Raw genomic sequence first — 23,059 nt, forward strand, 5'->3', positions numbered from 1 at the left:
AATCGCAGATCCGGGGTCTGGTGTTCTGAGCGCGCTGGGTTACATGCTCTGGCATACCTGATTTGCCCCGGTGGAGAACGATTTTGGCGATCACCCGCGACGACGTGCTGAAGGCGCTTGCCGACGTCACCGTCGATGCTGCCGGCACCACCCTGCCCGGCTCGGGGCGGCTCTCCCAGGTGGTGGTCGATCCGAACAGCCGCGTGATGTTCTCGATCCTGGTCGATCCCAGCGAGGCCGAGCGTTTCGAGCCGGTGCGGCAGAAAGCGGAGGGCCGGGTCCTGCAAATGCCGGGCGTCTCGGGCGTGTTCGCGAGCCTCACGTCGGAGCGGAGCCAGAGCCATCCGGCTCAGAGCAGCGCCGCTCCGCGCCCCGTGACGCCGCCGCCGGTGGCGCCACCGCGGCCCGGCGCGCCGCCGAACCAGGGCCCGCAGATCGCGGGCGTGCGCCACATCGTGGCGGTCGCCTCCGGCAAGGGCGGTGTCGGCAAGTCCACCACCGCGTGCAACCTTGCGCTCGCCCTTCAGGCCCAGGGACTGAAGGTCGGGCTGCTCGATGCCGACATCTACGGCCCGTCGGTGCCAAAACTGTTCGGCCTGTCGGGCAAGCCCACCGTCGTCGACAACAAGGCCATGGAGCCGATGGTCGGCTACGGCCTCAAGGTCATGTCGATCGGCTTCCTGATCGAGCCCGAGACCGCCATGATCTGGCGCGGGCCCATGGTGCAGTCCGCCATCACCCAGATGTTGCGCGACGTCCTCTGGGGCGAACTCGACGTGCTGCTCGTCGACATGCCCCCCGGCACCGGCGACGCGCAGCTCACCATGGCGCAGGCGACGCCGCTCTCGGGCGCGGTGATCGTCTCGACGCCACAGGATCTTGCGCTGATCGATGCGCGCCGCGGCGTGACCATGTTCAAGAAGGTCGCGGTGCCGATCCTCGGCGTGATCGAGAACATGGCGACCTTCGTCTGCCCGAATTGCGGCCACGCCTCGCACATCTTCGGGCATGGCGGCGCGCGGATCGAGGCGCAGCGCCTCGGTGTGCCGTTCCTCGGCGAGGTGCCGCTCGACATGACCATCCGCGAGACGTCGGATTCCGGTCAGCCCGTGGTGGCGACGGATCCCGAGGGGCCGCACGCCAAGGTCTATCGGGACATCGCCGCCCAGCTCTGGTCGAACCTGTCCAGCGCGCCGGCCGGGCGGACGGCGCCCAAGATCGTGTTCGAGTAAGCCCGTGGCGCCGCCCGTCCTCGGCCTGATCCTGGCCGGCGGGCAGGCGCGACGGATGGGCGGCGGTGACAAGCCGCTGATGCGGCTCGGCGACCGGACCCTGTTGCAACGGGTCGTCGAACGCCTCGGGCCACAATGTGGGGCGGGGCTGGCGCTCAGCGCCAACGGCGATCCGGCGCGGTTTGCTGGGTTTCCAGGGCCGATCCTGCCGGACCCGCTGCCGGATCGGCTGGGGCCGCTGGCGGGCATCCTCGCCGGGCTGGAGCACGCTGCCGCGCAAGGCATCGCGCAGGTTGTCAGCGTTTCGGGCGATGCGCCGTTCCTGCCGGAGGATCTGGTGGCACGTCTACGTGCGGCTACCTCCGAGACCGGCATCGCGCTCGCAGCCTCCGGCGAGCGCCAGCACTACACGATCGCGCTTTGGCCAACGGCCCTGCGCAGTGCACTCAGGGGTTATCTTGAACGCGGAGAGCGGCGGGTCGGCGCCTTCATCGCGCTTCACGGGGCGGCGGTGGCATGCTGGCCGGTCGCGCCGGTGGATCCGTTTCTCAACGTCAACACGCCGGCAGATCTGGTGGCAGCCGAAGTGCTCGACTTAGGCTGAAACGGGTCCGCCGTCATCACGAGCGAAGCGAAGTGATGCAGTCCAGCGCGACATCGGAAATCGTCGCGCTGGCTAAATTGCTTCGCTCCGCTCGCAAAGTCGGCGGAGCCGCGGTGACCTCAACCGAAAACGCTCTGAGGCACGCGAAGTTTCAATCAGGCCTCAGGCCGCTTCGCCGACGGTCGCCTTCACGATCTTGTCCGGCGAGCGCGGCGGCTCGCCCTTGTTGATCGTGTCGACCACGTCCATGCCTTCCACGACCTTGCCCCACACGGTGTATTGCTTGTCGAGGAAGCGGGCGTCGTCGAAGCAGATGAAGAACTGCGAGTTCGCCGAGTGCGGGAAGTTGGTCCGCGCCATGGAGCAGGTGCCGCGCGTGTGCGGCTCGGCGTTGAACTCGGCCTTCAGGTCCGGCAGGTCCGAACCGCCCGAGCCGGTGCCGGTCGGGTCACCGGTCTGGGCCATGAAGCCGTCGATCACCCGATGGAACGGCACGCCGTCGTAGAAGCCCTGCCCCGCCAGCGTCTTGATGCGCTCGACGTGGCCCGGGGCGAGGTCGGGACGCAGCGCGATCACGACGCGACCCTTGGTGGTCTCAAGCACGATGGTTTCGTTGTCGGCCATGGTTCATCCTTCCGGTTGGGGGAATTGTATCGGCGCATGCCGGATCCGGCCAGCGCCCGTGATGGTATTGCCGGCGTTCAGGCCGGCGGGCGGTAGACGAAGCGGAGCGCCACCGGGCGGCCTGCAATGGCGCTGCCGAGGCCGGCCGTGATGTGGGCGGGGGTGCAGCGCGCCAGGGCGTCGAGGGTTCCGCGCACCAGGGTTGTCCGCTGCGAGCCCGAGACCCCCGCCGCGTAAGTCACGCGCGGCGGCCCGATCAGGCTGCCGTCGCGGCGCAGCGACAGCCGCAGGGTGATCTCGATGTCGTCCGCTCCCGCGTTCGGCGCCCCGAGTTCCGCCGGCACCTGCCAGCAGGCGGCGAGCGCCGGGTACAGCTCCGCCAAAGTATTGGCGGGCTTCGTCGCCATTCGCGAGACCGGCACCACGATCGTGGCCCGCAGCGTCTGCGGTAGGCTCAAGGGATAGCCGCCGCCGGGCTCGAAGGCATAGCCGTAGAAGGGGCTGCCCTCATAGGTCGCGGCGGCTGCCGGACCCAAGCTCAGCAGGAGGATTGCGGCGGCGCGCCAGCCCGGCATGCGGCCGCTACTTCGCCTTCTCGGCGAGTGTCATGCTGACGATCTTGTCGGGATCCTGCACGGTGCCGCCGGGCGAGCCGGGGGATGCGCGCTTGATCTTGTCGAGCACGTCCAGTCCGTCGGTGACATTGCCGACGATCGTGTACTGGCCGTTCAGGTTCGGCGCGTCAGCGAGGCAGATGAAGAACTGCGAATTGGCCGAGTTCGGATCCTGCGAGCGGGCCATGCCCACCGTGCCCCGGCGGAACTGTGCCGATTGCGAGAACTCCGCCGGGATGTTGGGCAGGCTGGAGCCGCCGGTGCCGTTGCCCTTCGGGTCGCCGGTCTGGGCCATGAAGCCATCGATGACCCGGTGGAACTTCAGGCCGTTGTAGAAGCCCTGCCCCACGAGTGTCTTGATCTGCTTGACGTGCTTGGGTGCCAGATCCGGACGCAGCTCGATGGTGATGCGGCCGTCCTTGGTCTGGAGATAGACCGTGTTGGCATCCGCGGCCCAGGCCGCGTTTGCGGTACCGAGCGTGAGGGCGAGCGCGAGGAGTGCGTGGCGTCGGTTCATCGGAGTCCTTCCGGGTTGAGGAATTGCGAATCTCAGGAACGGGCCGCGAAGCGCTGCCGGAGGCGCTCCGCCACGGGCGCGGGCACGAAGGGCGCGACATCCCCACCCATGCCCGCGATCTGGCGCACCAGCGTCGCGGTGATCGGACGCGCCTGAATCGAGGCGGGCAGGAACACGGTCTGCACCTCCGGCGCCATGGCGCCGTTCATGCCGGCGAGCTGCATCTCGTAATCGAGATCGGTGCCGTCCCGCAGGCCGCGGATGAAGATCGCGGCGCCGCAACGCCGGGCGGCCGAAACCGCAAGATCGTTGAAGGTGACGATCTCCAGCGTCGCGCCCTCGGCCTGAGCCACCGGCCCGCAGGTCTCGGTGAGGAGCGCCGCCCGCTCCTCGGCGGAGAAGAGCGGCGCCTTCCCGGGATGCACGCCGATGGCGATCACGAGGCGGTCCACCAGCCGGCAGGCTTGGCGGACCACGTCGAGATGGCCGTTCGTGACCGGATCGAACGAGCCGGCGTAGAGGGCAGTGCGGATCATCGCGACCCGACCTAGAGCATTTTCGCCCCGGACGGAACCGGGCGGCGCCTTACGCCTCCTCGCCGCCCTCGATGCCGGCTTCGGCGTCCTCGTCCTCGCCCTCGATATGCTCCACCGAGACGACCTTCTCATCCTTGGCGGTGTTGAACACCGTCACGCCCTGCGAGGCGCGGCCGACGATGCGGATGTCGTCCACCGGCACGCGGATCAGCTGGCCGCCATCGGTGACCAGCATGATCTGGTCCGAGGCCTCCACCGGGAAGGAGCCGATGAGGTTGCCGTTGCGCTCGTTGACCCGCATCGCGGTGATGCCTTTGCCGCCGCGGCCCGAGGTCCGGTACTCGAACGACGACGAGCGCTTGCCGAAGCCCCGCTCCGACAGGGTGAGCACGTATTGCTCGGCGCCCCCCATCTCGGCGTAACGCTCCGGTGAGATCGCGGCGGCCTCGGCACCGTCCTCGGCCTCGATCTCAGCGCCGTCCTCCGTGTCGCCGGTGACGGCCCGGCGCATCTTCAGGTAGCCGGTCCGCTCCTCCGCCGTGGCGTCGAAGGCGTTCAGGATCGTCATCGAGATGACGCGATCGTCCGGGGCGAGGAGGATGCCGCGCACGCCGGTCGAATCGCGGCCCTTGAACACGCGCACATCCTCCACGGGGAAGCGGATGCACTGGCCCTTGGCGGTGGTGAGCAGCACGTTCTGGTCCGGCCGGCAGATCTCGACATGGACGATGTGGTCGCCTGGATCGAGCTTCATGGCGATCTTGCCGTTGCGGTTCACCGTAGTGAAGTCCGACAGCTTGTTGCGCCGGACATTGCCGCTCGCGGTCGCGAACATCACGTCGAGCGTCTCCCAGGAGGCTTCGTCCTCCGGCAGCGGCATGATCGTGGTGATGCGCTCAGAAGTGTCCTGCAATTGCAGGATGTTGACCAGCGCCTTGCCGCGGGCGTTCGGGGCGGCCATCGGCAGGCGCCAGACCTTCTCCTTGTAGGCCTGGCCCTGGCTCGAGAAGAACAGCACCGGCGTGTGGGTGTTGGCCACGAACAACCGGGTGACGAAATCCTCGTCGCGGGTCGCCATGCCAGAGCGGCCCTTGCCGCCGCGGCGCTGGGCCCGGTAGGTCGAGAGCGGCACGCGCTTGACGTAGCCGGCGTGCGACACGGTCACCACCATGTCCTCGCGGGCAATCAGATCCTCGTCCTCGACGCTGCCGTCGAAGTCGACGATCTCGGTCCGGCGCGGGGTGGCGAATTGCTCGCGGACCTCGATCAGCTCCTGCTTCACGATGGTCTGGATGCGCACCCGCGAGCGCAGGATGTCGAGATAGTCGGCGATCTCGTCGGCGAGCGTCTTCAACTCGTCGCCGACCTCGTCGCGGCCCAGCGCCGTGAGGCGCTGCAGGCGCAGGTCGAGGATGGCGCGGGCCTGGGTCTCGGACAGGCGGTAGGTCCCGTCCTCGGCGACCCGGTGGCGCGGGTCATCGACCAGAGCGATCAGCGGCGCGATGTCGTGGGCCGGCCAGTCGCGGCCCATCAGGGCCTCGCGGGCCGAGTTCGGGTCCGGCGATGTCCGGATCAGGCGGATCACCTCGTCGATGTTGGCGACCGCGATGGCGAGGCCACACAAGACGTGGGCGCGCTCACGGGCCTTGCCGAGGAGGAACTTGGTCCGGCGGGAGACGACCTCCTCGCGGAAGTCCACGAAGGCCTCGAGCAGGTCCTTCAGGTTCATCAATTCGGGGCGGCCGCCGTTCAGCGCCACCATGTTGCAGCCGAACGAGGATTGCAGCGGCGTGAACCGGTAGAGCTGGTTCAGCACCACGTCGGCCATGGCGTCGCGCTTGATCTCGACGACGATGCGCATGCCCGTCCGGTCGGATTCGTCGCGCAGGTCCGAGATGCCCTCGACGCGCTTCTCCTTGACCAGCTCGGCGATCTTCTCGACCAACGTCGCCTTGTTCACCTGATACGGGATCTCGGTGAAGATCAGCGCCTCGCGCTCCTTGCGCAGCTCCTCGACATGCGACTTGGCGCGCATGATCACCGAACCACGGCCGGTGGCGTAGGCCTGCCGGGTGCCGGCGCGGCCGAGGATCCGGCCGCCGGTCGGGAAGTCCGGTCCGGGGACGATCTCGGTGAGCTGCTCGATGGTCAGCCCGGGATCGTCGATCAGCGCCACGCAGGCGTCGATCAATTCGCCCAGATTGTGCGGCGGGATGTTGGTCGCCATGCCGACCGCGATGCCGCCGGCGCCGTTGGCCAGGAGGTTCGGGAACCGGGCCGGAAGGACCTTCGGCTCCTCGCGCGATTCATCGTAGTTCGGCTGGAAATCGACGGTGTTCTTGTCGATGTCGGCGAGCAGCGCCGTGGCGGGCTTGGCCAGCCGTGATTCGGTGTAGCGCATGGCGGCCGGCGGATCGCCGTCCACCGAGCCGAAATTACCCTGCCCGTCGATGAGCATCAGGCGCATGGAGAAGTCCTGCGCCATCCGAACCAAGGCGTCGTAGATCGATTGGTCGCCGTGCGGATGGTAGAGACCGATCACGTCGCCGACGATGCGCGCCGACTTCACGTATTTCCGCTCGGGTAGGTGACCCGACTCGAAGGCGGAATACAGGATGCGCCGGTGCACCGGCTTCAGGCCGTCGCGCGCGTCGGGAAGCGCCCGGCTCACGATCACGCTCATCGCGTAATCGAGGTAGGAGCGGCGCATCTCGTCGGTGATGGAGACGGGGCGGATGTCGCTGGCGGGCGGGGCTGCGCCAGTCGGATCGTTCTCGGCCAAGTCGGTTTCCGTTCTGAAGCCCGGATGGGCGATGCTCTCGGCCGCTCCCGGGTGGCGCGCGATGCGCCGGAACGACCTCTCGGAAGAGCAGTGATATCAGACGGTTAAATAAGGTTTTCCGAGACCGCCCGCAAGCGTGCAGGCGGGGGTTCCCAGGACGCTGCGGCCCGGCCGGTCGGGGCCGTGCCGCAGACCGGTTCGCTCAGAGCCGTGCCCGATCGCGTTGCCATCGAGCACGGCTCTAAGCCCTTGTTTTGGCGCGCTCTCTCACGCCGAACCGGTGTCCACTTCGGCGGAGAGCACTCTAGTAGAACGTCAGGTGGCGGTGACCCAGCGCGCGGCCCCGGACAGCGTGGTGCCGGTAGCCGTGATGGCGGTACCCGTAATGGCGACGGTGCCCGTAGTGCCGATGCCAGTGGTGACGCCGGTGCCAATGGTGGCGGCGGTGATGCCAGTGGCGCCGCCAGTGATGGCGCCGGTAGTGCCAGCGGGCGAGCTGGATCGCCGGGGCGGGCGCCGCAGCCTCGGCGGTCGCCGGAACCGGAAGGGGCGCCGCGCGGGCGGGCGCGCCTGCCAGGCCGCCGATCAGCGCGGCCAGGAGGACCAGGATAGGCCAGGGTCGCATCGTCTCTCTCCCGTGTTGGCGCCCGGATGAGCCTGCGGATCCGGGCCGGCGCGACAACCGCACCGACGGCAGGAACGGCCAAGGTCGGCAAACGGTTCGGTCCATGGGACTGCGCAGACGCACCACCCTTGCTTGGGGTTAAGGAAGGCCCAGTTTGCGGTAGATCCGTCCGGGCCGTTCTGACCCGAATCTCCAGTGAGCCGCGCAAGATCCCCATGGCGTTCGCGTTGTCCGATTCCGTCCGCGCCTTCCTTCCGCGCCGTTTCCGGGACCGCCGCCCGCGGGTCGCCGTGGTCCGGCTGTCGGGAACCATTGGGGCGGTCTCGCCGCTCCGCCCGGGTCTCTCGATCGGCGGTGTGGCCGGCAGCCTGGAGCGGGCGTTCGGGATGCCCGAGGTCAAGGCGGTGGCGCTTGTGATCAACTCGCCCGGCGGATCCCCCGCACAGTCGCACCTGATCCATCGCCGGATCCGCGCGCTGGCCGAGGAGAAGAGCCTGCCGGTGATCGCCTTCGTGGAGGATGTCGCGGCGTCTGGCGGTTACATGATCGCCTGCGCGGCCGATGAGATCATCGCCGACCCGACTTCGATCGTGGGCTCGATCGGCGTGGTCTCGGCGGGGTTCGGATTCCACAACCTTCTGGAGAAACTCGGCGTCGAGCGCCGGGTCCACACCCAGGGCGAAGCCAAGTCGATGCTGGACCCGTTCCGCCCCGAGGATCCTGCGGATGTGGAGCGGCTGAAGCGGATCCAGGCCGACGTGCAGGACCTGTTCACGGGCCTCGTCACGGCCCGTCGCCCGACCCTGTCGAAGGGCGAAAACCTGTTCACCGGGGCAGTCTGGACCGGCCGGCAGGCTCTGCCGCTCGGCCTCGTCGACGCGCTGGGCGACGTGCGTACGGTGATGCGCACCCGTTTTGGCGAGAAGGTGGACCTCCGGCTGGTTGCCGAGGCCCGGGGCGGGTTCCTGTCCCGCTTGCTGCGCCGGGGCGGCGCACCGGGCGGGATCGCCCTCGCCGAGGGGGCGATGGCCGCCGTCGAGGAGCGCGCGGCCTTCGCCCGGTTCGGGCTCTGAGACAGGGCCCTTCGGAACGCCGCTACCGCCTGGCGCGCCGGGCCGAGACGCGGGCCAGCGCGGCAAGATCCTTGTCGCCGTCGCCGTGGCTGATCGCCTCGATCAGGCCGTCGCGCAGGACGCTGGCGAACGGCATCGGCACGCCTGCGCCCTCGGCGGCCTGAAGGGCCAGCCGCACGTCCTTGGCGCCGAGCTTGAGGATGAAGCCCGGCGGCTCGTAGCGGTTCTGGGCAATCGAGGCGCCGTAGCCCTTGTAGACCGGCGAGGCGAACAGGGTGTTGGTCATCAGGTCGAGGAACTCGGCGCCCGGCACGCCATGGCCCTCGGTGAGCGCGCAGCCCTCCGCCATGGCCTCGATCGCCGAGATCAGCATGAAGTTGCCGGCGAGCTTGACCGCGTTCGCCCGCACCGGCTCCTCGCCGAACCGCCAGGTCTTGGCGCCCATGGCGTCGAGCAGCGGGGCGGCGCGGTCGATCTGCTCTGCCGTGCCGGCTGCCACGATGTTGAGCTTGCCGGCTTCGGCCACGTCCGGACGGCCGAAGACCGGGGCCGAGATGTAGGGGACGCCTGCCCGTTCGTGCACGGCGGCGAGCTGCTTCGCCAGGGCCACCGAGATCGTGCTCATGCCGATATGAAGGCCCGGGCGCTCCGCCTTGTCGAGCAAGCCGCCGGCCACGATCACGGCTTCGAGGGCCGCGTCGTCGGCCAGCATGGTGATGACGGCGTCGCCCGCGAAGGCTTCCGCGGCGCTGCCGACTGGCGTCACCCCCTCGATGCCTTGAGCGCCCGCCGGCGTGCGGTTCCAGGCCCGGACCGTGTGGCCGGCCCGCGCGAGGCTGCCGGCCATGGCCCGGCCCATCCGCCCCAATCCGATGAATCCGACGTCCATGGCTTGCTCCTCGATTCCCTTTGCCGCCTGACCAACCGGGGAAACCGGCCGGGCGGTCCGCGGCACAGGCTGGGATTTGCCCCGAACGCGGGGCGTGGCAAGCTCCGCCGATGCTGCAAAATCGCATCACGGATATTCCCGGCCTGCGGGTCGGACACGCCAGCGACCCGCGGATTGCCAGTGGCGTCACCGCGATCCTGTTCGACGCGCCCGTCGTCGCCTCCGTGGATGTGCGCGGCGGCGGGCCGGGGACCCGCGAGACCGACCTGCTCGATCCCGAGCGCACCGTGGAGCGGATCGACGCTCTGGTCCTGTCCGGAGGCTCGGCCTTCGGGCTCGACGCGGCGGCGGGCGTGACGGCGTGGCTCGCCGAGGCCGGGCGCGGCTTCCCGGTCGGCGGGATGCGGGTGCCGATCGTGCCCGGGGCGATCTTGTTCGACCTGCTCAACGGCGGCGACAAGGAATGGGGCCGCTACCCGCCCTATCGCGAACTCGGCTTCCAGGCTGCCGCCGCGGCGGCCGAGGATTTCGATCAGGGTTCGGTGGGAGCCGGGACCGGCGCGCGCACCGGGCGCCTGAAGGGCGGGATCGGCTCGGCCTCCGCGCTGGTGGCGGGCACGGGCTTCCGGGTCGGGGCGCTCGTGGCGGTGAACGCCTTCGGCAACGCGACGATCGGCGACGGGCCGCATTTCTGGGCCGCGCCCTTCGAGGAAGGGGCCGAGTTCGGCGGCCTCGGCTCCCCGGCCCGGGTTCCGGCCGAGGCTCTCGCCTTCCCGGCCCGGGCGCTGCCGGGTGCGGCCACGACGCTCGCCGTGGTGGCGACCGACGCGGCGCTGACCAAGGCGCAGTGCCGACGCCTCGCGGTGGCGGCCCAGGACGGCCTCGCCCGCGCCCTGGTCCCGGCGCATACGCCACTGGACGGTGATCTGGTGTTTGCCGCGGCGACCGGTGCCGTGCCGCTGGCCGACCCGGTGGTGGCGATGGCGCGTCTGGGCGACGCCGCCGCGCGGGTGCTGGCGCGGGCCGTGGCGCGGGGGGTGTTTTCCGCTAGGCGTTTGCCGGGGCAGGCTGTGGCGCCGGCTCAATCGTTGACGGGATTGCCGCCGGCTTGGGGCGAGGTGTTTCTCGGCGGTTGAATCGGGAACAGGGATTGATCCTGGTTCTACTCCGCCCGGGCGCGTGCAGCGTCAGCGGAATGCGACCCGGGACCCAGCACGAGACATCGCGCAGCGTCCGTCTGATCAACCTGTGCTGCTAACGCGGCACTTTTTATGCTGGGTCCCGGATCAGGTTCCGCTGGCGCTCCACCTGTCCGGGAAAAGGGTGCGGGCTGGCCTCGATCCCACCTCGTGCCTGCTTGGACGCCTCACGCTAGGCCGGAGATTCGGTCTTCTGCCCGGGCAACTCACACGTCCCCGCGGGCATCCTCCAGCAGCTGTGCCAACCCAGCATCGACCTCCGCGCCGAGCATCCGTCGCTCGGCATCGCTGAGATCCTTGGCCCAGGTGGTGCCACCAAAGCCCTCAGCGCAGCGCGCCCGCTCGGAGGCGATGTAGGCCTCGGTCTCGGCCGGCCGCGTCTTCATGGCGTGGACCATGCCGAACCACGCCGCACGTTCCACCACCGCCAGCCGCGCCCGCAGGCGGATCGCCACCGCCTTGTCGGGATCGATACCCTCGTCGCTCATGGCCTGTCCCCCGTCTCCTGCTCGGCGAGCCGCGCGATCAGGCCCTGGAGTTGTCCCGGCACCGGCTCGTTCGCCGAACGCGCGTAGAGCACCCGCAGTTGCCGGCCGATCTCGGCGAGGCTCATCGAGCCCTTGGCGATCACCCGGTCGGCCTGCCGGGTCAGGCTCTCCTTCTCGGCATGGGTGATCTCCTTGGCGGTCAGCACCACCACCGGCACGTCACCGTCGGGCCGGGCGCGCAGGGCGCGTAGGAATCCGAACCCGTCCATCTCGGGCATCATCAGGTCGAGCAGGATCATGCTCGGCCGCGCCTGGCTGACCCGCTCCAGGGCGATCCGGCCGTTCTCCGCCTCGTCGACGGTCCAGCCCTCGCGACCGAGCGACCGGCGCAGGCGTTCGCGCGCATCCGCGTCGTCGTCGACCACGAGGATGCGGGCCTCGTCCGGCGCTGCGGGCCGGTAGCGCTCCATCAGGCCCTTGAGCCGGTCCCAGTTGATCGGCTTGACGAAGTAGTCGGTGGCGCCGAGCGCCTGACCGAGGCCCTGCTCGGCCACCACCGAGGTCATGATGACCGGCGTCCCGGCGAGGTCGGGGTCGTTGCGCACCGCGTGCAGAACCGCCCAGCCGTCCATGCGCGGCATCTCGACATCGAGCAGGATCGCCCGCGGCTTCAGGGCCCGCGCCAGCGTCAGGCCCGCGCGGCCATCGTTGGCGCTGCGGACATGGAAGCCCTCGCGCTCCAGGAAGCGCTGGAGGAGTTCCCGGGCGGCCGGGTCGTCGTCGACCAGCAGGACCGTCTCGTGCTGCTCGTGCGGCTCGACCGCGTGAGCCTCGGCCTCGGTGAGCGGCGTGTCCTCGGGGGCGAGCGTCGCAGGCAGGCGGATCGTGAAGGTCGAGCCCGCGCCCGGGTTGCTGGTGACGGCGATATCGCCGCCCATCGTCCGGCAGAAGGCGCGGGTGATGCTGAGCCCCAGGCCGGTGCCGCCGAACTGGCGGGTGGTCGATTCATCGGCCTGCACGAAGCGCTCGAACAGGCGCCCGATCTGCTCCTCGCTCATGCCGATGCCGGTATCGGCGATCGCGAAGGACAGCCAGTCGGCTCCGTCCTCAAGGTGGCGGCGCACCGTCAGGGTGACGGTCCCCTGCTCGGTGAACTTGGCGGCGTTGCCGATCAGGTTGAGCAGGCACTGGCGGATCTTGGTCTGGTCCTGGTGCATCGAGCCGAGTTCGGCCCCAGCCCCCGCACCCGCATCCAGAACGAAGCGGTTGCCCTTCTTCTCCACCAGGGAGCCGGTGGAATCGGCGACGTCCTGGAGCAGGTCCGCGACCGCGAAGGTCTCGGCCGAGGCGGTCATGCGGCCGGCTTCGATCTTCGAGATGTCGAGAACGTCGTTGATCAACGACAGGAGATGGCGGGCGGCCGCCTCGATCTTGCGCAGGTCCGGCAGGAGGGCGGCCTGGCCGATATCCTCCAGTTCCTCGCCGAGCATCTCGGAATAGCCGATCACCGCCGAGAGCGGCGTGCGCAGTTCATGGCTCATGTTGGCGATGAACTGGCTCTTGGCGAGGTTGGCGGCCTCGGCGGCTTGGCGCGCCCGCTCCACCGCCTCCTCGGCCTCCTTGCGCTCGGTGACGTCGACGCAGGTGCCGACCCATTCCCGCAGGGAGCCGTCTTCGGCCAGCACCGGGACGCCGCGCACCTCCATGGTCCGCCAGACGCCGTCGTGCCGGCGCAGGCGGTACTCGACCTCGTAGGTCGCGCGGGCCTCCACGCAGGCCGCCCAGGCATCCGCGGCGTGGCCGCGATCATCGGGATGGACCGCATCGAGCCAGCCCCAGCCCTGGTAGGCCTCCTCGGTCTGCCCGGTGTAGATGCTCCAGCGGACCTGCGGCGGGGTCAGCTCGCCCGCGGCGTTGGTGTTCCAGATCACGGCCGCGGAGGCGTCCACCAGCGCGCGGAAGCGCTGCTCCGAGTGGCGCAGGCGCTCCTCGATGGCGCGGCGGCCGGAGATGTCGGTGTTGGTCCCGTACCAGCGCAGGACCCGCCCGGCTTCGTCGCAATGCGGCCGGGCCTTCGATAGGAACCAGCGGTAGACCCCGTCCTGGCCGCGCAGCGGGAACGTGTCCTCCCAGGAGGTCCCGAGGGCGATGGCGGCCTGATAGCGCTCGGTCACCGCCGCGACATGGTCGGGATGATGGACCTTGCTCCAGCCCCAGCCACGCATCTCCTCGAGCGAGGTGCCAGTATAGTCGTACCAGCGCTGATTGTACCAGATGATCGTGCCGTCGGCCTCGGCGATCCAGGCGAGCTGCGGCAGCGTCTCGGCGAGGATCCGGTAGTCGGCATCCGTGACGGCCTCGGCGCCGCCCTCTCTGTCGCTCATCGGCTGCGCATCATCCCTCATCGGCCCCGAAGGACCCGTACCGGTATGCCTTATACACGCATCGCGTCTGGATCCGACCGCACCGGCGCGGAGACCGGATTGCGCCGGCCCCGGAGGGCATCGATCGTGTAGAGGACGAGCGCCACCCAGATCAGGGCCAGCATCAGGGCGCGGTGCGGCTCCACGCGCTCGCCGTAGGCCAAAACGCTGAGGCCGAGCAGGCAGGTCGGGGCGACGTATTGCAGCAGGCCGAGGGTGGTGAGGCGCAGCCGCACCGCCGCGGCGGCGAACCAGATCAGCGGCAGCGCCGTCGTGAGCCCGGTCAGCATCAGGAGCGCGCGGCTTGCGGTTTCCGCAGGCAGGAACGGCTCGGGCGTGAGGACGAGCCACACGATCGCCGCCGGCAGGAGCAGCAGAGTCTCGGCCAGGAAGCCGACCAGCGCGTCGACCCCGACGATCTTCCGGACGAGCCCGTAGAGCGCGAAGGACACCGCCAGCGACAGGGACATGAGCGGCAACTCGCCGGCCCAGATCACCGCGACCCCGACGCCGGCTGCCGCGACCGCGACGGAAGCCGCCTGCATCGGCCGAAGCCGCTCGCCAAGCACCACCCGCCCGAGCGCCACGCTGACCAGCGGGTTGATGTAGTAGCCGAGGCTCGCGTCGAGCAGATGACCGCTGCTGACGGCGTAGAGGTAGATCAGCCAGTTCACGCCGATCATCGCGGCCGAGAGCAGAAGCAGGGCGTGGCGCGGGCGCAGGGGCAGCGGCAGGACGAGGCGGTGGCGCGCCGCCAGGATCAGGGCCAGGGTGCCGGCGAACAGGCTCGACCAGACGATGCGCTCGGCCAGAATGTGGTTCGGGCTGTAGGCCCCGAGCAACCGGAAATGGATCGGGACCACCAGGCCCCAGCTCAGATAGGCGGCGAGCGCGTAGACGAGGCCCACGGTGTTCTCCCGGGCGACCCGGTCGGGCGGCCGGGAGTCGGGGCTTTAACCCGGGTGGGGTGACGGCGTCAGTGGGACGGATGCAGGGCTGCCATCAGGGAGATGGCGTCACGCCGCCCGGATCGTGGCGAGGAAGCGCCGGACCTCGCCGCCGAGATCCTCCGACTGGCGCGCCAGCGCGGCCGTGGCGGCGAGGACCTGATGGGCCGCCGCACCGGTCGCCTCCGAGGCCTCCGCGACGCCCGCCATGTTGCTGGTGACTTCGCTGGCGCCGGTGGCGGCCTGCGTGACGTTGCGCACGATCTCCTGCGTGGCCGCCCCCTGCTGCTCGACCGCGGCCGCGATCGAGGTGGCCACCGTGTCGATCTCGCGGATCCGTGCCGTGATCGTGGCGATGACCGAGACCGCCTGGCCGGTCGCCCCCTGGATCTGCCCGATCTGCTCCGAGATCGCTCCCGTCGCCCGGGCCGCCTGGGCGGCGAGTTCCTTGAGCTCGCCCGCCACGACGGCGAAGCCGCGGCCGGCCTCGCCGGCGCGGGCCGCCTCGATCGTGGCGTTGAGCGCCAGCAGGTTGGTCTGGCTCGCGATGGCGGCGATCAGCTCGACCACGGCGCCAACCTTGCCGGCGGCGGCGCTGAGGTCCTGCACCAGGGCTGCGGTCTGATCGGCCTCCGCGACGGCATTCTGGGCGAGCGTGGCGGAGCCGCTGACCTGCCGCCCGATCTCCAGCACCGAGGAGCCCAGCTCCTCGGCCGCGCTCGCCACCGTGGTGACGTTGGTGGCGGCCTCCTCGGCGGCGGCCGCCACATGGGTCGAGCGATCGGCGGTCCGCGCGGCGGTGTCGGTCATGGTCCGGGCGGTGGCCTGCAGGGTGGCGACCGAGGCTGAGACCAGGCCGATGATCCGACCGACCGTCGCCTCGAAGCCGTCGGCGAAGGTCAGCAGCGTGCGGCTGCGATCGGCGGCCGCCGCCGCGTCGGCCACCCGCTTGGTCTCCGCCTGCTCGGCCGTCCTGCGGGAGACCAGGGTCTTGATCCCCTCCACCGCCTTGCCGATGGCGCCAATCTCGTCCCCGCGCCGAGCCTCCGGAACCTCCGTGGTCAGTTCCCCCTCCGACATCGCCTGCAAGGCAACCGTCAGTCGGCCGAGCGGGCGCGTGACGCCGAGATTCGTCACCATCAAGCCGATCAGAATGCTGACCGCAATGCCGGCCGCCGATAGGCCGATCACCCAGAGCAGGGTCGATCGGATGTCGGAGCTGAGCGTCGCCGAGCCCGTCTCGATCGCGGCACCCAGATCGTTCGTGAAGGCGTCGAGTTCGGTGAACAGCGTTGTCTGCAGAGGATCCACCTTCTTGTGGGCGAGGGTCAGCGCCTGGGCGCTCATGCCCTTCTTGACCATGGCGCACATTTCGCCGGTGAACTTGGCGTAGGTATCGAGTAGCTCGGCGATCCGTTCGGTCCGGTCGTGAAAGGCCGCCGGGGCGTTTCGGCGCACGCCGTCGATGAGCTTGCCGGCCTCAGCCGGAAGCAGCTCGAAGGCCGCGCCGATCCGGTCGGACTCGTCTGGATCGGCCTCGCCGAGGGCGCGGAAGGCCACGTAGCTCATCTGATAAACGGTGCGGCCGAGGCGCGCCGCCATCGTGGCGGCGGTGGCATCGCGGCCGAGATAGGTGCTGTAGGTCGCGTCGGCAGCGACCATCCGATTTGAAATATAATACAGATAACCGACTGAATTCGCGGCGATGAAGGCGAAGGCGAATACAATCTTCAGTGATATGGAATTTCTGAACAGACGATTCACGGCCAAAGCTCCGAGAAAGTCTGTGCTTATATCGCGCGCACTAAAGAAGTCGATAACAATTCTGCCCATTGATGGGCATCAGATCGAAATCGGGACAGCCTCGATAGGATCTCTATTCAGCGATGCAGAGAGATCAATTCATGCAATTTATAGTCACTGATCTTGTCTCGCGAAAGTCGTGCGAAACATCATAGCTGACCATCGCACGATGTGCTTTTGCCGACGCGCTGGTCGACCCACGGATCGCGCTCCCCCACGCGACGATGCCCTCGCCCATCAGCTGCCGTAGGACGAGGCTACGATCGGGGCGCGGGCTTCGCGCGATCTGCCGGAGCGTGTGGTCCAGTCAGGGTGCGAGCCATGTCCCGCACCAGCCGGACGCATCTCTGCTCCACGCCGCCCGGCGATGGCCGCGGCGGTCGAGATAAAGGAACTCCAACCGCTCGGCCCTGAGCAGCACGGCGGCGAAATGCGGCCGGCCGACCGTAGCGGCGGCGGTCTCGTCCGGCATCGTGTAGGCGTCCCCGGCCGGGAGCGTGGTCCCAGGGCCGGGCTCGGCCCCGTAGCAGACCCGGCTCATCGCTCGCGATCCTGTCCAGGCCGCCTCCGCCACGGCATCGTCGGTGTGGAGGGTGGCGTGGCCCTCCACGCGGATCTGGGTCTTGGCCGCCGCATCATACGCCATGAGCGCGCAGGCCGGGTTCACGGCGATCTCGGCTGCCTTGTCGGACCGGCGATCGCAATGGAACCGGAGGGTCCCGGTCTCCGGATCGGCTTCGCGCAGCACCACGGTGCGCAGTCGCGGCGCGCGATCCGTGCCGAGCGTCGCCAGCGCCGGCAGGTGGAACCCGCTGCGCCCCAAAGCGGCGCCCTCGGCCAGGAGCCGCCAGAGTTCGGCGAAGCTGGCATCGCGGTCGTCGTAGAAGGCCGGCAGCGGCGGGCGGGTCATGCCGCACCTCGTTTCCGTTGCCGCTCGCGGAAGATCAGCGCGAGGTTGCGCAGATAGATGCCGGTGGACAGGCTCTGGCCGATGATGATCACCGGTTCGCGCCGGACGAAGCCGTAGACCAGGGTCATCAGCCCGCCGAGGATCGACAGGAACCAGAAGGACAGCGGCATCACGCTCCGCCCTGCCCGCTCGCTGGCGATCCATTGCAGGATGAAGCGCGAGCCGAACACCACTTGGGCGACGATGCCGAACACCAGCCAGAAATCCATTCGGGTGATGAACACGTCGTAGAAGTAGTCCGGCAGATCGTGGGCGAGCTGGATCAGCATCCGACGTCCTGGTCTGCCGGCGTCCCGGCCGGCGCGGCGATTTCGTCCGGGTGCGGGTCGGCGTGCTTGCGCCGGATCAGCCACCAGACACCCGCGAGATCGAGCAGCCCGACCCAGAGGCGGTCGAACAGCCCGTAATTCGAAACGCCGGTCAGCCGCGGCCGGTCGACCACGTCGCGGTGGACCACGGCAAAGCCTTCCCGGGCAACGAGCGCCGGCATGAACCGGTGCAGCGCGTCGAAATAGGGCAGTCGCAGATAGACGGCGCGGCGAAAGACCTTGAGGCCGCAGCCGGTGTCACGGGTGGAATCCTTGAGGATGCGCCCGCGCACGCCGTTGGCGATCCGCGACTGGAGCATCTTGAACGGCCCGTCCTTGCGCCCGCGTCGCTGGCCCTGGGCGAGCCCGGTTCCGGCACCGGCAGCATCGAGGGCTTCGAGCAGGATCGGGATGAAGGCCGGATCGTTCTGGCCGTCGCCGTCGAGGGTCGCGACGGTCTCGCCGCGCGCCGCCAGGACACCGCTGCGTACGGCAGCGGACTGGCCGCCGCCCCGGCTATGGCGCAGCACCCGGAACCAGGGCCGCCCCACCCGCGCCGCAGCCAGCGCCGTCGGGGTGGCGTCGGTGGAGCCGTCATCGACGCAGATCAGCTCGAAGGCGAGGCCCGCGCAGGCAGCCTCGATCTCGGCCACCAGAGGCGCGACGTTGCCGGCCTCGTTGCGCATCGGCACGACGACGCTGAGACGGAGGGGCTCGCTCACGGTGCCACCCCGTAGGCCGTCACGAACACCCGCCGGCCGGTGTTGAGGTTGAAGCCCTCGACCTCGGCCATCGGCGCGGGCGCCCCGCTGCCCACCGGCCAGGCGGCGTTGAAGTCGTCGCGGTCCCGGGCCTCGACGAACAGCAGCCGGCAGCCGCCAGCCTCCAGGAACTCCCGTGCCGCCGACCCGTCCGGCGGCAGGGCGAGGCCGGTGCCGATCAAGAAGACGAGGCTCGGCTCCCGGTACCCGAGGCTGGCCACCTGCGGAGTGGCACAGGGCATCCGGTCGCGCAGGGCGGCGAGACGCGGCGAGACCTTGAGGGCCGGCAGCGAACGCTGCGCCACCCCCAGCACCGCCGGACCGAGGAGGCACGAGGCGAGCACCCCGAGCACCAGGGCGCGCTCGGCGGACCCCTGCGCGAAGGCCAACCACGCGAGCATCGCTACCGCGCAGGCGGCGGCGAGCAGGGGCAGCGCCGGCCAGGGGATCGTGTGGCTGTCGAGGCGCCAGCCGACGATGCACAGGCCGATGGTCAGCGCCACGGGGATCGCCGGCACCAGCATCGCGGTCAGGCGGGCGCCGCGCAACCGTGGATCCAGCCCCCCCCGGGACAGGGCCAGTACGGTGAGGATCGCCAGCCACGGCATCAGCGGCAGGACGTAGTGAGGCAGTTTGGTCGGCACCGCCTCGAAGATCAACCACGCGGGTAGCACAGCGGCGATCGGGAAGGCGATGGCGGGCTCGCGCCGGGCCCGCCACGCGAAGGGCAGGCTCATGGCGGCGAAGGCGGCACCGGGCCAGAAGGTCGCGAAGAACGCGAGCGTGTAGGCCCCGGGCGGTCCCCAGTGCCGCTCAGCCGCGCCGCCGACCTTGCCGAGCATGTCGTGCCCGATCGCCTCGGCGTAGAAGGCGCTGCCGCTCTTCCACGCGATGGCGGCGAACCAGGGGGCGACCACGGCCAACGTCAGGACGAGGCCCGGCAGCGGCCGCAGGGGCAGCAGCCAGCGCCCGGAACGCGCCACGACCGACAATCCGAGCGCCGGCAGGGCGACGAAGAGCGGCACCATCGGCCCCTTCACCAGGATGCCCAAAGCCATCCCGAGCCAGAAGGCGGCAAAGACCGGGCCGGACGGTGACCGGCCCGCGCGCGCCGCCAGCCACGTCCGGGCCAGCGCGCCGAGGCTCGCCGTGGCGCAGGCCGCGAGCAGCGCGTCGGTCTTGGCGAGATGCGCCTCGGCGTTGAGCATCAGGCCGGCGCCGTAGAGGGCGGCGGCGAGCAGTGCGGCGCGGCGCGGCAGGAAGGCGAGCGCGGCCCAGTAGGCGAGCAGCACCGAGGCGGCGGCGCCGATCAGCGAAGGGATGCGGTAGAGGGCGATCTGCGTGCGGGCATCCGGCACGCCGAGAGCCTCGCCGGCCGCTACGGCGGCGGCCTGGGCCCAGTAGATCCCCACCGGCTTCTTGTTGCGCGCCTGCCCCTGGAAGCGGATGTTCACAAGATCGCCGGTCTCCAGCATCTGCTTCGACGCCTGGGCGAAGCGCGGCTCGTCCCGGTCCATCGGCTGCAGCGCGATCTGGCCCGGCAGGAACAGGATGCAGCACAGCGCCAGCAGGGCGGCGACGGCGCGGACGTGGGTCAGGCTCAGCGTGTCGAGCCCGCGGCCGATCCGATCGGCGGGTGCGAGGCGCGTGGTGCCGCCGGCGGAGAGGCTCGTGGTCATGCCGGGCCGGTCAATCAGGATCGCGCGGGAAGGTCAAATGCACCGGGCGGCTCGACGCAGCGGATATCCGTATCGGGGGGCATTCGGTGCCGCTGCGCGGCGATTCCTGTGCTGGGTCCCGGGTCGCAATCCGCTGGCGCTCCATGCGCCCGTGAGAGGGCGGCGCGTTTCAAGGAAAACTGCCCCCTTTTCCCGGACAGGGGCAGCGTCGCGGAACCTGATCCGGGACCCAGCACACGCAGCGCCGCGCAGCGGCATCGTCCTCAAGCAACCAGCAGCGGCCGCAATTCGCGCATATCGGCCACCGCCTCCAGCGCGTTGACCCGCGCGATCAGCCGATCGGTCTTGTCCGGCCCGAGCACCGGCGCCATCAGGTCGCGCGCCTTGGCGTTCACCGCCTCCGTGCTCAGCGGGTTCTCCTTCGTGCCGGGCGGATGCCGTGTGTGGTGCTCGACGATCCGGCCGTCCGCCAGCGTGATCGTCACGATGGCGCCGCGCGGGGCGGCCGGATCCATCAGGGCCGGATCACCCGCGACGTCCACCTTGGCGCGCTCCGCCGCGATCGCGGGATCGTGCATCAGGCCGGCATCGTGGCTGTCGGCGAAGGAGACCGCCCCCTTCACCAACGCCAAAGCCACGAGGTGCTGGCAGCTGACATCCGGCATGGCGCTCGACCCGACGATGCCGACGGCATCGGTCGGCAGCTTCACCAGGATGTGGCGCACGGAATCCGGCGTCAGGCCGTATTGCCGGCGCAGCGTCAGCGTCGCGTCCAGCGGCGATTGGATCGGGTAGCCGACCGAATAGGTCTTGATGGCGGTTTCGGTGACGAAGAAGCGGCTGCCCAGCCCCTCCAGCATCGCGTCGGGCTTCGGCGCGGTCGAGAGCGCGTTCAGCAGGTTGTGGCGGCCGTCGAGCACGTCCGACACCCCCGTCAGCCCCGCCTCGACCATGCCGACCGCCGTGACGCCGTTGCGCGCGCCCATGCCGGCGAAGTCGAACGCCTTCTCGACATGGTCGTGATCGCGCACCCAGCTCCACAGGCCGGAAACCTGCTGGGCCGCGTAGGCCAGCGCGAAGCGCATGCGGCGCTCGTCGAGGCGGGCCAACGAGGCGGCGGCACCGAGCGCCCCGAAGGTGGAACTGGTGCCCTCCGCGCTCCGGTGCGTGCCGCGCACATGGTCGGGTCCCAGCGCCAGGAGCAACCGGCAGCAGAGATCGTAGCCCAACGCCACGGCCCGGACGAACTCGGCGCCGGAATTGCCGTGCAGCTCGGCCAGCGCCAGGGCCGCCGGCACGGTGGCGCAGCCGGGATGGGCCTTGGTCACAGGCTCGAAATCGTCGGTCTCGTCGGCATGGGCGCACATGGCGTTGGCCAGCGCCGCGTTCACCGTCGTGGTTCGGAAATCCGACGCGACGATCCCCGCCTGCTCGGTGCCGCCGAGGGTGCGAACATAGGCGAGCGCCATTTCGCCGGGCCGCATCCGGGCGCCCGACACCATGGCGGCCAGGGTGTCGAGGATCCGGTGCTTGCAGGCGATCAGCACCTCCGGCGGCAGGGTCTGGTCCCGGGCCGCCGCCATGTAGCGGGCGAGCCGCCCGGTCACCTCTGCATCGGCAGCGATGGCCGCACAGCTTTGTACGAGGGCCAGGGCGCCGGCACCCTGGATCAGCCGCCGCCGGGTCGGTGCGCTCACGCGTTCGCCCGCAGGCGCGCGAAGCCAGCGTCGAGATCGGCCTTCAGGTCCTCGACGTCCTCCAGACCGATATGGAAGCGCAGGGCTGGGCCGCCCGGCGCCCATTGCGTGGCGGTGCGGTAGCCGGCGCAGTCGAACGGGATCACGAGGCTCTCGAAACCGCCCCAAGAGAAGCCCATCCCGAACAGCTCCAGCCCGTCCAGCAGGGCGGCCACGGCCGCCTCCGGCACGGGCTTGAGAATCACCCCGAACAGCCCGGAGGCGCCGGAGAAGTCGCGCTTCCAGATCGCATGGCCGGGATCTTCCGGCAGCCCGGGATGGAGCACGCGCAGCACCTCGGGCCGCGCCTGGAACCACCGGGCCATCTCCAGCCCGGCGCGGCCATGCTCGCGCAGCCGGAGGTTCATGGTGCGCATGCCGCGCAGGGCCAGGAAGATGTCCTCGGCGCCGGCGCACATGGCGAAATGCTCGAAGGTGCGCCGCACCGCCGGGTAATACCGGGCGTTGGCGGAGGTCAGGCCGATCAGCAGGTCCGAGCCGCCGCTCAGGTATTTCGTCCCGGCCTCGACCGCGATGTCGACGCCCCGCTCATGGGGCGGAAACAGCAGCGGCGTCGCCCAGGTGTTGTCCATGATCACGCAGGCGTCGCGGGCATGCGCGACCTCGGCGATGGCCGGGATGTCCTGCATCTCGAAGCTCTGCGAGCCAGGCGCCTCGACCAGAACCGCCTTCGTGTTCGGCCGCATCAGCGCGGCGATGCCGGCGCCGATGGTGGGATCGTAATAGGTCACCTCCACGCCGAACCGGGACAGCACGCCGTCGCAGAACTGGCGGGTCGGCCGGTAGGCGGAATCGGTGACGAGGAGGTGGTCGCCCGCCGAGACCGCGGCCATCAACGCGACGGTCAGCGCCGCCAGCCCCGAGGGTGTCACGACCGTGCCGGCGGCACCCGCGAGTTCGGTCCAGGCCTCGGTGAGCGCGTCCATCGTGGGCGTGGCCGAGGTGCCGTAATTGTAGCGCCCGCGCCGGTTCTTGATGGCATCGTAGGTCGGGTAGAGGACCGTGGACCCGCGGTAGATCGGCGTGTTGACGAAGCCGTGCTGCGCGCCCGGATCGCGGCCCGCATGGACGAGGCGCGTCGCGGGCGCGAAATTCTTTTCGGGCTTGGGCGTCAGGGACATCGGGGACCGGTGATCGCGTTGCTCTGCGACGCACGAAGCCCCCGGCATCCGATGAGGTCAAGCCGGCGGCGTCATCCGGCTGCACCCGTCAGGACAGAATTTCGTGC

General features: G+C 70.0%; 21 protein-coding genes. 4 read left to right on the forward strand and 17 right to left on the reverse strand.

The window, feature by feature from the left end:
• Nucleotides 1-83: 83 nt before the first annotated feature.
• Complete coding sequence (gene apbC / locus MKK84_RS08165) at nt 84-1,232, forward strand: iron-sulfur cluster carrier protein ApbC (RefSeq protein WP_243918559.1); 1,149 nt, start codon at nt 84-86, stop codon at nt 1,230-1,232.
• A 4-nt stretch (nt 1,233-1,236) separates the two neighbouring features.
• A complete protein-coding gene (mobA, locus tag MKK84_RS08170) occupies nt 1,237-1,836 on the forward strand; it encodes a molybdenum cofactor guanylyltransferase MobA (RefSeq protein ID WP_313899322.1) in 600 nt (199 codons plus the stop codon).
• A 162-nt stretch (nt 1,837-1,998) separates the two neighbouring features.
• Here mobA and MKK84_RS08175 read toward each other — a convergent pair whose 3' ends face one another.
• From MKK84_RS08175 to MKK84_RS08200, 6 genes are all read right to left on the reverse strand, one after another.
• Entirely contained in the window at nt 1,999-2,460 is a 462-nt protein-coding gene (locus tag MKK84_RS08175) for a peptidylprolyl isomerase (RefSeq protein ID WP_243918560.1), read from the reverse strand.
• A gap of 77 nt (nt 2,461-2,537) precedes the next feature.
• Complete coding sequence (locus tag MKK84_RS08180; RefSeq protein ID WP_243918562.1) at nt 2,538-3,035, reverse strand: hypothetical protein; 498 nt, start codon at nt 3,033-3,035, stop codon at nt 2,538-2,540.
• Between the two features lie 7 nt (nt 3,036-3,042).
• Complete coding sequence (locus MKK84_RS08185; RefSeq protein WP_243918564.1) at nt 3,043-3,591, reverse strand: peptidylprolyl isomerase; 549 nt, start codon at nt 3,589-3,591, stop codon at nt 3,043-3,045.
• A gap of 32 nt (nt 3,592-3,623) precedes the next feature.
• Nucleotides 3,624-4,127 (reverse strand): pantetheine-phosphate adenylyltransferase, encoded by a 504-nt coding sequence (coaD, locus tag MKK84_RS08190; RefSeq protein WP_243918566.1) that lies wholly within the window; start codon nt 4,125-4,127, stop codon nt 3,624-3,626.
• A gap of 49 nt (nt 4,128-4,176) precedes the next feature.
• Nucleotides 4,177-6,909 (reverse strand): DNA gyrase subunit A, encoded by a 2,733-nt coding sequence (gene gyrA, locus MKK84_RS08195; protein WP_243918567.1) that lies wholly within the window; start codon nt 6,907-6,909, stop codon nt 4,177-4,179.
• A gap of 304 nt (nt 6,910-7,213) precedes the next feature.
• On the reverse strand, nt 7,214-7,534 hold the full coding sequence (locus tag MKK84_RS08200) for a hypothetical protein (protein WP_243918569.1): 321 nt from the start codon (nt 7,532-7,534) through the stop codon (nt 7,214-7,216).
• Between the two features lie 215 nt (nt 7,535-7,749).
• Here MKK84_RS08200 and MKK84_RS08205 point away from each other — a divergent pair, with 215 nt between their 5' ends.
• Entirely contained in the window at nt 7,750-8,607 is an 858-nt protein-coding gene (locus MKK84_RS08205) for a S49 family peptidase (RefSeq protein WP_243918572.1), read from the forward strand.
• A gap of 22 nt (nt 8,608-8,629) precedes the next feature.
• Here MKK84_RS08205 and MKK84_RS08210 read toward each other — a convergent pair whose 3' ends face one another.
• The gene (locus tag MKK84_RS08210; protein WP_243918574.1) at nt 8,630-9,496 is read right to left on the reverse strand and encodes an NAD(P)-dependent oxidoreductase; all 867 of its coding nucleotides are present in this window, start codon (nt 9,494-9,496) and stop codon (nt 8,630-8,632) included.
• A gap of 110 nt (nt 9,497-9,606) precedes the next feature.
• Between MKK84_RS08210 and MKK84_RS08215 the strand changes: the two genes are divergently transcribed.
• On the forward strand, nt 9,607-10,632 hold the full coding sequence (locus tag MKK84_RS08215; protein ID WP_243918575.1) for a P1 family peptidase: 1,026 nt from the start codon (nt 9,607-9,609) through the stop codon (nt 10,630-10,632).
• Between the two features lie 269 nt (nt 10,633-10,901).
• Here MKK84_RS08215 and MKK84_RS08220 read toward each other — a convergent pair whose 3' ends face one another.
• The 10 genes from MKK84_RS08220 to metC form a co-directional block, all read right to left on the reverse strand.
• Nucleotides 10,902-11,183 (reverse strand): hypothetical protein, encoded by a 282-nt coding sequence (locus MKK84_RS08220; protein WP_243918577.1) that lies wholly within the window; start codon nt 11,181-11,183, stop codon nt 10,902-10,904.
• Entirely contained in the window at nt 11,180-13,567 is a 2,388-nt protein-coding gene (locus MKK84_RS08225; RefSeq protein ID WP_243918579.1) for a response regulator, read from the reverse strand. Before MKK84_RS08225 ends, MKK84_RS08220 begins: the two co-directional genes overlap by 4 nt.
• Nucleotides 13,568-13,617: 50 nt before the next feature.
• Nucleotides 13,618-14,514: an EamA family transporter RarD gene (gene rarD, locus MKK84_RS08230; RefSeq protein ID WP_243918581.1), complete on the reverse strand. Its 897-nt coding sequence runs from the start codon at nt 14,512-14,514 to the stop codon at nt 13,618-13,620.
• A 108-nt stretch (nt 14,515-14,622) separates the two neighbouring features.
• Nucleotides 14,623-16,215 carry a methyl-accepting chemotaxis protein gene (locus MKK84_RS08235; RefSeq protein WP_243918583.1) on the reverse strand — a complete coding sequence of 531 codons (1,593 nt, stop codon included), beginning with the start codon at nt 16,213-16,215 and terminating at the stop codon, nt 14,623-14,625.
• A gap of 448 nt (nt 16,216-16,663) precedes the next feature.
• On the reverse strand, nt 16,664-17,266 hold the full coding sequence (locus MKK84_RS08240; protein ID WP_243918585.1) for a pyridoxamine 5'-phosphate oxidase family protein: 603 nt from the start codon (nt 17,264-17,266) through the stop codon (nt 16,664-16,666).
• Nucleotides 17,263-17,595: a lipid-A-disaccharide synthase N-terminal domain-containing protein gene (locus MKK84_RS08245; protein WP_243918587.1), complete on the reverse strand. Its 333-nt coding sequence runs from the start codon at nt 17,593-17,595 to the stop codon at nt 17,263-17,265. The genes MKK84_RS08240 and MKK84_RS08245 overlap by 4 nt, the downstream gene beginning before the upstream one ends.
• Nucleotides 17,589-18,356: a glycosyltransferase gene (locus MKK84_RS08250; RefSeq protein ID WP_313899323.1), complete on the reverse strand. Its 768-nt coding sequence runs from the start codon at nt 18,354-18,356 to the stop codon at nt 17,589-17,591. Before MKK84_RS08250 ends, MKK84_RS08245 begins: the two co-directional genes overlap by 7 nt.
• Nucleotides 18,353-20,074 carry an ArnT family glycosyltransferase gene (locus MKK84_RS08255; protein ID WP_243918589.1) on the reverse strand — a complete coding sequence of 574 codons (1,722 nt, stop codon included), beginning with the start codon at nt 20,072-20,074 and terminating at the stop codon, nt 18,353-18,355. The genes MKK84_RS08250 and MKK84_RS08255 overlap by 4 nt, the downstream gene beginning before the upstream one ends.
• A gap of 263 nt (nt 20,075-20,337) precedes the next feature.
• Complete coding sequence (locus MKK84_RS08260; protein WP_243918591.1) at nt 20,338-21,771, reverse strand: MmgE/PrpD family protein; 1,434 nt, start codon at nt 21,769-21,771, stop codon at nt 20,338-20,340.
• Complete coding sequence (gene metC, locus MKK84_RS08265; RefSeq protein WP_243918593.1) at nt 21,768-22,952, reverse strand: cystathionine beta-lyase; 1,185 nt, start codon at nt 22,950-22,952, stop codon at nt 21,768-21,770. The genes MKK84_RS08260 and metC overlap by 4 nt, the downstream gene beginning before the upstream one ends.
• Nucleotides 22,953-23,059: the final 107 nt, after the last annotated feature.

It is taken from the genome of Methylobacterium sp. E-065 (assembly GCF_022829605.1).
GTDB lineage: Bacteria > Pseudomonadota > Alphaproteobacteria > Rhizobiales > Beijerinckiaceae > Methylobacterium.

Coding starts and splice junctions, on each gene's coding strand:
- MKK84_RS08175 (WP_243918560.1), bottom strand. CDS start 2,460: ATGGCCGACAACGAAACCATCGTGCTTGAGACCACCAAGGGTCGCGTC.
- MKK84_RS08180 (WP_243918562.1), bottom strand. CDS start 3,035: ATGCCGGGCTGGCGCGCCGCCGCAATCCTCCTGCTGAGCTTGGGTCCG.
- MKK84_RS08185 (WP_243918564.1), bottom strand. CDS start 3,591: ATGAACCGACGCCACGCACTCCTCGCGCTCGCCCTCACGCTCGGTACC.
- coaD (WP_243918566.1), bottom strand. CDS start 4,127: ATGATCCGCACTGCCCTCTACGCCGGCTCGTTCGATCCGGTCACGAAC.
- MKK84_RS08200 (WP_243918569.1), bottom strand. CDS start 7,534: ATGCGACCCTGGCCTATCCTGGTCCTCCTGGCCGCGCTGATCGGCGGC.
- MKK84_RS08205 (WP_243918572.1), top strand. CDS start 7,750: ATGGCGTTCGCGTTGTCCGATTCCGTCCGCGCCTTCCTTCCGCGCCGT.
- MKK84_RS08210 (WP_243918574.1), bottom strand. CDS start 9,496: ATGGACGTCGGATTCATCGGATTGGGGCGGATGGGCCGGGCCATGGCC.
- MKK84_RS08215 (WP_243918575.1), top strand. CDS start 9,607: ATGCTGCAAAATCGCATCACGGATATTCCCGGCCTGCGGGTCGGACAC.
- MKK84_RS08220 (WP_243918577.1), bottom strand. CDS start 11,183: ATGAGCGACGAGGGTATCGATCCCGACAAGGCGGTGGCGATCCGCCTG.
- MKK84_RS08225 (WP_243918579.1), bottom strand. CDS start 13,567: ATGAGCGACAGAGAGGGCGGCGCCGAGGCCGTCACGGATGCCGACTAC.
- MKK84_RS08235 (WP_243918583.1), bottom strand. CDS start 16,215: ATGGTCGCTGCCGACGCGACCTACAGCACCTATCTCGGCCGCGATGCC.
- MKK84_RS08240 (WP_243918585.1), bottom strand. CDS start 17,266: ATGACCCGCCCGCCGCTGCCGGCCTTCTACGACGACCGCGATGCCAGC.
- MKK84_RS08245 (WP_243918587.1), bottom strand. CDS start 17,595: ATGCTGATCCAGCTCGCCCACGATCTGCCGGACTACTTCTACGACGTG.
- MKK84_RS08255 (WP_243918589.1), bottom strand. CDS start 20,074: ATGACCACGAGCCTCTCCGCCGGCGGCACCACGCGCCTCGCACCCGCC.
- metC (WP_243918593.1), bottom strand. CDS start 22,952: ATGTCCCTGACGCCCAAGCCCGAAAAGAATTTCGCGCCCGCGACGCGC.